Annotated in this window: 12 protein-coding genes; 9 read left to right on the forward strand and 3 right to left on the reverse strand. The window is 44.4% G+C overall.

All coding sequences use genetic code 11. From position 1 onward, the window contains the following. Nucleotides 1-23 precede the first annotated feature (23 nt). Complete coding sequence (locus tag ACN6KS_RS11815) at nt 24-761, reverse strand: MBL fold metallo-hydrolase (protein ID WP_094871399.1); 738 nt, start codon at nt 759-761, stop codon at nt 24-26. A 164-nt stretch (nt 762-925) separates the two neighbouring features. On the opposite strand from ACN6KS_RS11815, the gene ACN6KS_RS11820 reads away from it, so the two are divergent. Both ACN6KS_RS11820 and ACN6KS_RS11825 read left to right on the forward strand, forming a co-directional pair. After that, on the forward strand, nt 926-1,480 hold the full coding sequence (locus tag ACN6KS_RS11820) for a copper amine oxidase (RefSeq protein WP_042187298.1): 555 nt from the start codon (nt 926-928) through the stop codon (nt 1,478-1,480). An 80-nt stretch (nt 1,481-1,560) separates the two neighbouring features. Continuing rightward, nucleotides 1,561-1,872: a DUF1292 domain-containing protein gene (locus tag ACN6KS_RS11825; RefSeq protein WP_042187300.1), complete on the forward strand. Its 312-nt coding sequence runs from the start codon at nt 1,561-1,563 to the stop codon at nt 1,870-1,872. Nucleotides 1,873-2,002: 130 nt separating this feature from the next. Here ACN6KS_RS11825 and ACN6KS_RS11830 read toward each other — a convergent pair whose 3' ends face one another. Further along, nucleotides 2,003-3,478 carry an aminotransferase class I/II-fold pyridoxal phosphate-dependent enzyme gene (locus ACN6KS_RS11830; RefSeq protein ID WP_094871400.1) on the reverse strand — a complete coding sequence of 492 codons (1,476 nt, stop codon included), beginning with the start codon at nt 3,476-3,478 and terminating at the stop codon, nt 2,003-2,005. 96 nt (nt 3,479-3,574) lie between these two features. Here ACN6KS_RS11830 and ACN6KS_RS11835 point away from each other — a divergent pair, with 96 nt between their 5' ends. The 4 genes from ACN6KS_RS11835 to ACN6KS_RS11850 all read left to right on the forward strand — a co-directional run bounded on the left by ACN6KS_RS11835 (nt 3,575) and on the right by ACN6KS_RS11850 (nt 8,259). Continuing rightward, on the forward strand, nt 3,575-4,864 hold the full coding sequence (locus ACN6KS_RS11835) for an MFS transporter (RefSeq protein ID WP_094871403.1): 1,290 nt from the start codon (nt 3,575-3,577) through the stop codon (nt 4,862-4,864). Between the two features lie 299 nt (nt 4,865-5,163). Further along, nucleotides 5,164-5,760, forward strand: a complete 597-nt coding sequence (locus ACN6KS_RS11840) for a hypothetical protein (RefSeq protein ID WP_094871404.1) — start codon at nt 5,164-5,166, stop codon at nt 5,758-5,760. Nucleotides 5,761-6,026: 266 nt separating this feature from the next. Beyond that, nucleotides 6,027-7,442, forward strand: a complete 1,416-nt coding sequence (gene gndA / locus ACN6KS_RS11845; RefSeq protein ID WP_094871406.1) for an NADP-dependent phosphogluconate dehydrogenase — start codon at nt 6,027-6,029, stop codon at nt 7,440-7,442. 268 nt (nt 7,443-7,710) lie between these two features. Continuing rightward, entirely contained in the window at nt 7,711-8,259 is a 549-nt protein-coding gene (locus ACN6KS_RS11850; RefSeq protein ID WP_179281481.1) for a shikimate kinase, read from the forward strand. A 4-nt stretch (nt 8,260-8,263) separates the two neighbouring features. Here ACN6KS_RS11850 and ACN6KS_RS11855 read toward each other — a convergent pair whose 3' ends face one another. Beyond that, nucleotides 8,264-8,569: a rhodanese-like domain-containing protein gene (locus tag ACN6KS_RS11855; protein ID WP_094868505.1), complete on the reverse strand. Its 306-nt coding sequence runs from the start codon at nt 8,567-8,569 to the stop codon at nt 8,264-8,266. A 109-nt stretch (nt 8,570-8,678) separates the two neighbouring features. Here ACN6KS_RS11855 and aroA point away from each other — a divergent pair, with 109 nt between their 5' ends. From aroA to ACN6KS_RS11870, 3 genes are all read left to right on the forward strand, one after another. Then, nucleotides 8,679-9,971: a 3-phosphoshikimate 1-carboxyvinyltransferase gene (gene aroA, locus ACN6KS_RS11860; protein ID WP_094868506.1), complete on the forward strand. Its 1,293-nt coding sequence runs from the start codon at nt 8,679-8,681 to the stop codon at nt 9,969-9,971. Between the two features lie 75 nt (nt 9,972-10,046). Then, nucleotides 10,047-10,475: a CoA-binding protein gene (locus ACN6KS_RS11865; RefSeq protein ID WP_094868507.1), complete on the forward strand. Its 429-nt coding sequence runs from the start codon at nt 10,047-10,049 to the stop codon at nt 10,473-10,475. Nucleotides 10,476-10,640: 165 nt separating this feature from the next. Beyond that, nucleotides 10,641-11,309 (forward strand): hypothetical protein, encoded by a 669-nt coding sequence (locus ACN6KS_RS11870; RefSeq protein WP_094879014.1) that lies wholly within the window; start codon nt 10,641-10,643, stop codon nt 11,307-11,309. The last annotated feature ends 318 nt before the right edge of the window (nt 11,310-11,627 follow it).

Raw genomic sequence — 11,627 nt, forward strand, 5'->3', positions numbered from 1 at the left:
TACGGTCTTTTTTTTAATCATAATCAGAGTTTATAAATTACATGCTGCTCAATAAACTCCATCTCTCCAGTAAGCCCGACGAATTGAGGTTGTTCATCGCTGTAATGCATGAGCTTGATGATATGCCGAACATCTTCAGGTAAAGACATTAACTCCTTCAGCGTGGTGTGAACAACCCCTGATCCGCCAAGCTGACAGTCATGCAGAATCATTCGGACGCCGCGCTCTCGGACAAGGCTTATAAGTAGCTCCGGCTGAAAAGTCATATCCGCGCTATAGAAAATCTCGTTATTTATTAGAAGGGAATAGCTATCTTTGCCAGGAATATGCGGCGTATGTATGATTTCGAGCGAAAGAGAAGGAGCGAGCTTGTACGTAATTCCGGGTTTCATAGGTGTAACCTCGAAGATATCGGTCAGGGAGGCTACTGCATCTTTTTGATATAATCCACCCTTTAAGGTGTTGGTCCAAAGTGGCTCAACAAGCGTCTCAGGTAAATGTAATCTCATAGTTTTCCCGTATACGTGCTTTAGCGTAAGTGCTAGCTCTTCCAGACCTCCAACATGGTCCGCATGAATATGCGTAATTAGAGTAGCGTTTACGTCACGGAAGGATTTCCCGATGGCATGCATGGCAAGCGGAGCTGTAATCCCGCAATCAATCAGTAGGGTATAATCATCAGCTAGTAGCAGGCCATTATTGTTAAAATAGTTTTTTGCAAAAGCATTGCCAGTTCCTAGCATTTGTAGGCTCAGACTCATAAGAAAGTACCCTCCTGAAATCACTGTTAGCTAATATATCAACTTTGAACAAGTACATAATATCATTTAAAGGGAGATGAATGAAATATTTACCTACAATTAGCGCAACTTGCTGAGACAAAGTAAGTATACATTAATAGCATGAATTATTTGGAGGGTTTCAAATGAATAGATGGAAAAAAGTCACTTTATGTGTGTTTGCTTTTTCCTTGATGGGTGGCTCCTTATTGTTCGCCGATTCTGTGAGTAAGAAAATCAGGGTATGGAACAACGGGACGGAAATTGTAGACGGCGGTTATTTGATTGATGGAAAAACATATATTCCCGCTAGAGAAGCGGGCGGGGTAGTGAATTGGGACGGATCTGGAAAAGTGACGATTCTTAAGCCTAATGTTCATATTGTTCTTTTTAAAGATAATACGGTCTTTGGTAACGTAAACGTAGGCAAGCTTAAGATTAAGATATTAACCCAAGTAGATAGCTTAACAGAAGAGGTTTCAGCTGTGAAAGTAGCCATAACGGACCCTTCTGGTAATGTTAAGGATATTCAGTCGCAGGAGCTTGAAGGCTCGCAGAAGGATAATTTCTGGTTTCCGACCTCGGAGTTTACTTATGATTTTAAAGAAACCGGCAAATATCGGGTAGGCTTCTATATGAAAGCTTCCAAAAATGCGGATTACGTTCTTGTGTCAGAAAAGGTAATTACAGCTCTTAATTAAGGGTTCTAAATTGACCTGAACTAAACTAACGTGGTAGTATACCAGATGTAGGATAATACAATTCAAAGTGAGGTATTACAATGAGCGATCACAAACATGAGCATGGTGAAGCATGCGGTTGCGGGCATGATCACGACCATGAGCACGAGGAGTTTGTGCTGACCTTGACGAACGAGCAGGGCGAAGATGTTGAAATGGTATTGGTTGAAACTTTCGACATCGGTGAGAAACTATACGCGCTGCTGTTAGAAAAGGAAAATCCTGAAGCGGATGGCATTATTCTTCGTATGGAAGAAGAAGACGAAGAAATGGTATTGTACAATATCGAAGATGAAGAAGAATGGAAAGCTGTTGAAGAAGCTTACAACAATCTGCTTGCTCAGCAAGAATAGATTTTAGCGACTAAATTAAGCTGTTCTATTGTGTATATGACAGTTGATGTTTATATACAGAAACCCGATACTTATTATGGTATCGGGTTTTTGTATAAATAAATGATTTTTTTTAGGGAAATGATGGGTCTTAGGAAATAGGATCGGCTTCTACAATCACTTTTATGTTAGTGATGCTGCGGTCTTCAGGACCCTTAACCGGAAGTCCAATCTCCACATGGTCGATAATATAATCGATGTTATCCTGAGTGATAACTTCGCCAGGGAGAAGAATAGGTATTCCAGGCGGGTATACATATATAAACTCTGCAATAATGTAGCCAGCAGATTCACGGAATGGAACTAACTGCGTATCCGCATAAAAAGCGTCCCTTGGAATCAAAGCAAGCTGTGGAATTTCTGGAACCTGAACCTTAAGTTCGTAGATTTCACCCTTGCTATAATGAATGGCGGACAACACCCGAAGTGCAGCTAATAATTTATCTACTGATTCTTGGGTATCACCTGGGGTAATAAGGCAAAGAATATTATACATGTCACTTAGTTCTACTTCGATGTTGTATTTCTCGCGCAGCCAGTTTTCGGTTTCGTATCCTGTGATCCCTAAATGGCGCACATGAATGTTGAGCTTGGTTGGGTCATGATCAAATGTTGCTTCTGTCCCAAGGATCTCTTTTCCAAAGCTGTACAGGCCTTCGATCTTATTGATCGTTTCGCGTGCGTAGTTGGACAGTCTGATGGTTCTTTCCGCCATTTCATGACCGTTCAGCGCGAGATTACGTCTTGAGGTATCTAAAGACGCTAATAAAATATATGAGGTAGATGTTGTAGTCAGCATGCTCATAATGGTCTGTACCCGTTGCGGGTTAATCAGACCCGTCTTAGCATTAAGATTCAGTACCGAGCTTTGCGTCATGGAGCCGCCAAGTTTATGCACACTAGTGGCAGCTATGTCCGCTCCGGCCTGCATGGCCGATACCGGCAGATCCTCATGAAAATGAATCAGTACTCCATGTGCCTCGTCCACCAATACGGGTACACCGTAACGGTGAGCCAGGTCGACAATCGAACGCAGGTCGGCGCATACACCGAAGTACGTGGGATTGATTACTAGAACTCCTTTGGCGTCTGGATGACGCCTTAACGCTCGTTCCAGCGAACTGGTCGTTATGCCGTGATCTATCCCGAGATTCTCATCCTGAACAGGCGAGACAAACACAGGCTTGGCTCCGGAGAAGATAATGGCCGACATCACAGATTTATGAATGTTACGCGGCACAATTATTTTATCACCCGGTGAGCAGACAGAGAGGATCATCGTCATGATGGCATTGCTCGTGCCCTGTACGCTAAAATACGTATAGTCGGCGCCGAAAGCCTTCGCAGCCAGCTTCTGAGCTTCCTGGATTACTCCAGTTGGCTGATGTAGATCATCAAGCGGTGCGATGTTGATTAGATCGATGGATAGAGCGTTATCGCCGATAAACTCACGGAATTCGGCATCGGTTCCTAGCCCCTTCTTATGCCCCGGAATATGAAATTGAACGGGATTGCCGGCGGCATGCTTTTTTAAAGCTGTGAAGAGGGGAGTACGGTGTTGATTCATTTAATGCTGTCACAACCTTTCGCGAATATTAAAATTTAAGGCAAGCATCAGTATAACAAAACAATCTACAGAATACTAGGATTTGGATGTGATAGAATGTCCACAAAAGCTGCACAACGTACACATATCAGTTTGACGTCGCCATTTATCATGGAGATGTGGGTAATTATTTTTTTAGTTGAGTTTGTTAAAGGGTCGCTACTTGTCGCTCTGTTACCCGTATATATGGAGAATATTTTGGGTCTATCTGTTACGGTAGTAGGCTTTGCCTTTGCGCTCCAGTATTTGGGGGATAATCTATTCCGCAGTCCTTCTGGCTGGGTTATGGAGCGCATAGGATTTCGCTGGACCATGACAAGTGCCTTGTTGTTGATCCTAGTAGCTGTTGGAATGATAATATATGCCAAAACAGCAGTTACGCTTTCGATTGCCTGTCTTATTCTTGGGATCGGGACATCCCCGCTTTGGCCTTGTGTGATGACCGGAATAACGGAATTGGCGGGATCTACTAAAAGCGGCAGCAGTGGTGCAGCTATGGGTGCTGTAGAGATGGCATCGCTCGCAGGAACGGGAATCGGTCCGATCGTAGTGAATTTTTTGATGGATCAGGGGGGACAAAGCTATCGTGTAGCCTTTTTGGTCCTGCTAGGGTGTGCTGCTGTTGTAGTTGTGGTTGCCCTATTTCTACCTAAGAGAATCTCGACAAGTGGAACTCATGCAGTTGTAAGGGACATGCAGGGGCTCGGCGGAGCTATTGAGCGTAAAAAAATCAGTCCATTAGAAAGTATAAAAAGAACACTACATCAGGTCAGAACGACGCTTAAAGTCAGTCGCCTACTATATCCAGCCTTATTTCTTCAGGCTTTTGCCATTGGTTTGATGACGCCTGTAGTTACCTTGTTTGCACGTACGGAGCTTCATGTTAGTCCAAATCAGTTTAGTCTACTTCTGATTGCAGGTGGGGGAATTACGGTGCTTGCTCTAATTCCAGCAGGCAAGCTGGTGGACCGAATCGGAACAACTGTGTTTCTGAACATTGGCTTTTTGCTCGCCGCCTTTTCCCTTGCCCTGTTCTCACAGGTGCGCTGGCTCCCGCTTGCTTTTATCGCGGTGGCATTGGTCGGTATAAGCTACGCGCTTATTCTCCCGGCATGGAATGCCTTTCTGGCTAAGCAAGTGCCTAAGGGGGAACGAGGGACTGTGTGGGGGCTATTCTTGACCTTGCAAGGCTCAGGGATGGTGGCAGGGCCGGTGATATCAGGTAGACTATGGGACCATGTAGGTCACGGTGTACCGTTTCTGATGAGTGCAATTGTAATGTTGATGCTCTTTGGGTTGCATTTACTAATTGTACACAGAACGAAGCTGAAATTTAAACCTAGTTGACCTTAGAAGTGAAAAGCCGCTGACAATCTGAGAATTAGATTGTCAGCGGCTTTTTTTAGGAAGGATTCGGCTCAAAAAGGACTAAAAGAAATAAAAAATTCAATCAGCGTTTGGAGAAAGTCTGTTGCGGGTAAAAATAGTCAATAAACCAAGTTACCGCTACATAAACTGAAGTATAAAATAAGACTAAGACGAACGCATTAGTAACTACTACTTGAAGAGGTCCGGCAGCCATAAATACTCGGGAATTGAACAATTGTGTTGGCTTTGCAGATGTGAAGCAGTTAGGGGGGAGTGCCGTGAACAAAAACGACGAGGTGGAGTATTGTAACCTGGAGTTACGTTTCGACAGACAGCATATCCAGGACCTGATCAAGGATTTGATTCAAAAAGGTTATTCCCTATATTGGAGCGAGAACGAACAGGTCTTTGTAATTTCGGTCCGTACGGGTCGTAAACTGGTGAAATTACGGTTTCAAAGGATCAAAGATGGCTATAAACTCGTGGGAGACTATATGATTCGTGATGCTCGCTTGTCAGAATGGATGGAGAAGTTAATTGGGGACATGCGGGGCCATGCCATAGTAAAGCGCTTCCGGGACCGTCAGATTATTATTGAAAATATTTTGTTCGGCGAAGTCATCCGTCTTGTCGAAATCTCGGGTTATCAGCAGCGAGTCTTATACCAGAAGGGTCCTATGCTCACAGATGAGGAGCTGACCAAGCTCTATTATTCTGTTGAAGGAGAGGAACGAATTCGCCAGCGTAGGATTGAAGTGGATGAGCAGCTGGATCGATTATATGATGCACTTAAGGCTGAGGATATGATTCGTGCGGAGAAATGCCGAGCTCAGCTTACCTTTTTGACGAAGGAATTGTATATGTTAGAATGGTAAACAAGGTGCTGAAATAAGCTGTTTAGGGGCACCCCGAATTTCGGGGTGCCTTAGATTTGTTTGAGAACTTGCAGACAGGGGTTCACTTCTGGCACTAAAAACGTTAAAATAGTCATTGTGATCATTTTCATATTGGCAATGGTTTTGTTGATGAATTTGATCTTTATTCGCAGGGCAGGCTTTGCTGTCTCTGATAAAGGGTGGTATTCTTATACTGCGAGAAATGGATTTCCCAAAAATATAGGGTGCAAAGGGTGGAGGACCAGATGGCAAAACAACAAATCGGCGTTATTGGCTTGGCGGTAATGGGCAAGAATTTGGCTCTAAATATCGAAAGCAAAGGTTTTTCCGTATCCGTGTTTAACCGCTCACCGGAGAAGACACATGATCTTCTAGCTGAAGCGGAAGGTAAGAACCTCGTAGGCACATTTTCTGTAGAGGAATTTGTAGCTTCGCTTGAAGCACCGCGCAAAATTCTGATCATGGTTCAAGCTGGTAAAGCTACTGATGCTACCATCGAGCAACTGTTGCCGCATCTTGATCAAGGCGACATTATCATCGACGGAGGAAATGCTTATTTCCCTGATACGGTTCGTCGCAGTAAATATCTGGAAGAGAAAGGTTTCCGCTTTGTCGGAACTGGCGTTTCTGGCGGAGAAGAAGGAGCACTAAAAGGTCCTTCCATTATGCCTGGCGGTCAAGAAAGCGCATATAAGCTAGTAGAACCAATCCTAACGGCAATCTCAGCTAAAGTTGACGGTGAGCCTTGCTGTACATATATCGGACCAGACGGTGCGGGACACTATGTTAAAATGGTGCACAACGGTATCGAATATGGTGATATGCAATTAATCTGTGAAGCTTACCAGTTGTTGAAAGACGTTCTGGGTCTGGATGCAAAAGAACTTCACAACATTTTCAAAGAGTGGAATAGCGGTGAGCTCGACAGCTATCTGATCGAGATTACTACAGACATTTTTGCTCAGTATGATGAAGAAACTGGTAAACCAATGGTTGACGTGATCCTTGATTCCGCTGGACAAAAGGGAACTGGTAAATGGACAAGCCAAAGCTCACTGGATCTTGGTGTACCTTTGTCCATGATTACCGAATCCGTATTCTCACGCTTCCTGTCTGCAATGAAGGATGAGCGCGTAGAAGCAAGCAAAGTGCTTAACGGACCAGAAGCTACACCATTTGATGGTGACAAAGCTGAATTCATCGAGAACGTGCGTAAAGCATTGTTCGCAAGTAAAATCGTATCCTATGCTCAAGGCTTCGCTCAACTTCGCGTAGCTTCTGACGAATACGGCTGGGATCTGAAATATGGTGAGTTGGCTAAAATTTGGCGCGGCGGTTGCATTATCCGTTCCCGTTTCCTACAAAACATCACGGATGCTTACGAGAACAATGCAGATCTTAAGAACCTGTTGCTTGATCCTTTCTTCAAGGATGTTATGGACAATTACCAGTCCGCATGGCGTAAAGTTATCGCTTCAGCTGTAACGATGGGTGTTCCAGTACCTGGATTCTCCAGCGCATTGGCTTACTATGATAGCTATCGTACTGAAAGACTGCCTGCGAACCTGCTTCAAGCACAACGCGATTACTTCGGCGCACACACATTCAAACGTGTAGACAAAGAAGGCGTCTTCCACCACAACTGGATGTCAGCTGAATAATTTAGTTCGTTACGTAATAAGCAAAAACGCCTTCCGCGTCCCTAAAAGACGGGTAAGTGTTTATGCGAGAAATATAAGGATAATGTATAACGTGAAACTTATACTTTCTTATATGTTAGAAAAGTGGCCCGAATTGCTTCACCAGAAATGGGGAGGCTTTCGGGCCTTTTTTGTTGAAATTTTGATGTGTATTTACTATGTGAAGCAGATTGTCTAATGTTTTGACCCTGTGTTATGATATGACAAATATCGCGGTTGGAGGATAGACATGGCTGGGGATACTGAAGAATTTAAAAAGTTGAACGAAGAGCAAAGAAATAAGAACATTATTTTAGTAGGGATGATGGCAACGGGAAAGTCAACGGTAGGTGCTATTTTGGCCGAGGAACTGGGCTATGAGCTGGTTGATTTGGATCATGTCATTGTTGAAACTGAAGGCCGAAGCATTGCAGAAATTTTCGCGGAAGATGGAGAGCATTACTTTCGAAGCGTGGAAACAGCAGTACTAAAGCGTATGCTAGAATCTGAGAATAAATTAATATCTACGGGTGGTGGCGCGGTATTGGCGCCGGGGAATACAGATTTAATGCTGAGTAAAGGGCATGTGGTTGCGCTAACGGCAACAGAAGAAGAGATTATTGCCCGCGTTAGCGGAGATCAGAATCGTCCGCTGCTCGCCGGCAATGCAGAAGAACGGGTTAGACGTATCATGGAAGACCGCCATGAAGCTTACCTGTTCGCGCATTACACGGTCGATACAACGGGACTGACAGCGGCAGAAGTGTCGCAACATATTTTAATGCATTACCGCGGCTGAGCTTTTAAGAGAGTGTTTCATTCCATTCAATCATACCGCCGTTTAAATTTGTAGCATGAATGCCAAACTGCTGTAGATATTCGCAGACACGTTGGCTTCGAGCACCGGAACGGCAGATGAAGATCACTTTGGCATCACTTGGAATATCCTCAGTGCGGTGTGGAATTTCTCCCATGGGGATATGCTGTGCACCGGGAATCATCCCGAAGGCGACCTCTTCGTCTTCACGAACGTCGATGAGTACAAGGTCTTCCCCTGTCTCTAGACACTGCCGCAATTCTTGCGGTGTGATTTGTGGAACATTATGCATGGTTGTGACCTCTTTTCATCAGAAGAATGGTTTAATGATAACACAAGCATAGAATACCCTGTCAAACAAGCACTACATACAACTATATCTACTAAGGAGAGTTTATATTATGGACGTTATTGTTAGGCCAACGCCATCCCTGCAAGGAGAATTTGGGGCCCTCTCTTCCAAAAACTATACCACTCGTTATTTGCTGGTTGCTGCATTGTCAGAAGGCGTAAGTACGATCTATCATCCGGCACATAGTGAAGATAGCGATGCCATCCGTCGTTGTATTGCAGATTTGGGAGCTGTACTCACAGAAGATGATGAGAAGATTGTGATTCAGGGCTTTGGACGTAAACCTAAGGATGTTAAGGAACTTAATGTGGGGAATGCTGGAGCCGTATTACGTTTTCTAATGGCTGTAGCTGCTTTAAGCCCTGAGGTCACATTCGTAAATACGTATCCTGACTCTTTGGGCAAACGTCCACATGACGACCTGATCGTGTCTCTAGAACAGCTTGGTGTGAAGGTAGAGCATAATGAAGGTAAGCTGCCGATCACGATCCGCGGTGGCAAACCTGTTGGGGGGAGAATTACAGTTTCAGGTGCTGTCAGCTCCCAGTTCCTAAGCGCTCTACTATTCTTGACACCATTGCTTGAAGAAGATAGTGAAATTATTGTCCTTGATGATTTGAAATCAAAGGTTGTCGTAGGTCAGACGCTAGAAGTATTGGAGCAGGCTGGAATTGTGGTTCATGCGGCGGATGATTATATGACCTTTAAAGTACCAGGTCGTCAAGCCTATGCGGCAAAGACATATACTGTTCAAGGTGACTATCCTGGCTCTGCGGCTATTCTTGCGGCTGCTGCTGTTACCAAATCAGATGTTAAGGTACATCGACTTGTGGAACAGAGTAAGCAGGGAGAAAGAGCCATTGTTGATGTGTTGCGAATGATGGAAGTACCACTTACTCATAACGAGGGAACAGTTCACGTACAAGGGAACGGCGTTCTAAAAGCTGTTGAATTCGACGGAGATGCTGCCACCGATGCAGTGCTGGCTATGGTAGCTGCTGCAGTATTTGCTGAAGGCACTTCACGATTCTATAATGTTGAGAACCTTCGGTATAAGGAATGTGATCGTATAACTGATTACTTGGCAGAATTGACTCGTGCTGGAGCCAATGTTGAGGAACGCCGCGATGAAATTATCGTTCACGGCATGCCTGAAGGCGTTGAAGGTGGTGTGACCATTAACGCGCATTACGACCACCGTGTAATTATGGCGTTGTCCGTAGTAGGTTTACGAGCGCGAAAACCACTTTTGATCAAGGATGCTCACCATGTCGCTAAGTCGTATCCACAATACTTTGATCATCTGCGTGCGCTTGGTGCGAATGTGGAGTGGGTACAATAGAAGTAAGGGAGCTAGTGAATTTAGCTTCAGTTATATAAGGATCATAAAGTGTAACTATGGAAAGGGGCACTATGTATGAGCTTTGAGAATCCAAGTCGGGAACAGATCGGAGATATCCTTGCTTCTGCAGGTAATATTGCAGTTGTTGGCCTGTCTGACAAAACAGACCGTACCTCCTATATGGTCGCGGGTGCTATGCAAAGTCGGGGATATCGGATTATCCCTGTAAACCCATTGGTTGATGGTGAAATATTGGGAGAAAAGTGCTATCATACGTTGGCGGAAATTCCAGAGCCGGTGGACATTGTCAATGTGTTCCGTCGAAGCGAATACTGCGCAAAGGTAGCACAGGAGGCCGCTGACATCGGCGCACGTGTGCTCTGGCTCCAGCAGGGTATCATTAGCCAGGAAGCCGCTGAAATCGCTGCTGAGCACGGTATGACGGCAATTATGGACCGCTGTATCAAGGTCGAGGAAGCAATCACGATGCATGGGCGTAAATAAGCGTTGTTTGATTACGACGGCTGTACAGGCTGTACAGCCTGTACAATTTCTAATGCAAATCACCATTTAAACTTGATATACTGAAGTTAGACGAAGAACGTCCTTTATCCGCATGATTTGCGGTGAAGGGCGTTTTTTTTTATTTTTATAGGGGAGGATACCATAATGGAATTTGAAGAAGCACATGGTTTGTTCATTAACAAGCACTTGAAGGAAAGATCAGGAGAAAGAAAGGGGAGGCTGGTTAGAGGTCATAATTATGCGGAGAAGTTGTTCTTGCAGAATGTATGGTGGCCATTGTTTGAGAGCCTTGATGATTTGCATCCAGAATACGAAGTGTACGACTGGAACCGTAAATCTCAATTTCTGGATTTCGCTTTTCTTCCGCAGAGCGGCGGTAGTCTCGGGATTGAGTGCGATGGGTTTCAAAGCCATGTGAAGGACATGGACCGAGAGAGATTCAACTATGCAGCTAATCGGGACACTTTTCTGACCGGAATGGGGTGGAAGATGGTTCATTTTTCTGTTGATGATCTTCAGCACCGCCCCGAGGTGTGCCGGATGCTTTTGCAATTGGTGCTGGCACCTCATTTAGCGCGCAAATCTGCAGGCGTGGATATTTTGTCTGAGGAGAAGGAGGTTCTGCGGTTGGCTTGGCGACTGGGTAGGGCGATCCGTCCAAAGGATGTGACCACCCATTTCAGCATTAACTTTCGAACGGCGCGCAGATTGTTGCACTCGTTGAGTGAGAAGGGACTAATAAAGCCTGTGATTACGGGAGAACGGGTTCGACAATACGAGGTGAAAGCTATGCGGCCAGATCAAATATGGTAGGAGTGGTAGAGTAATTGCACTATATACAACTATATCGGAAATACCTCTATTCTATTGTGGTTTAGTTGTACTTTGTACACTTATTACACACCAAAGGTAAGAAAAAGGGTGAAATTATTAAAAATAATTGCACAAAGTACACTTATATGGATTTCAGTGCTTCTAGGATATAAATAGTTGCACAAAGTACAATTAATTTCTTTTATAATCATCGGCAGCAAAAGAAAGAGACTCAGTCAGCATACAAAACTTCATTCAATAAATATAACTTATACACTTGAAGCATTATTAGAGACGCACATTCATTTAGAGCAACTT

This window comes from Paenibacillus nitricinens (assembly GCF_052056485.1).
GTDB lineage: Bacteria > Bacillota > Bacilli > Paenibacillales > Paenibacillaceae > Paenibacillus_AQ > Paenibacillus_AQ nitricinens.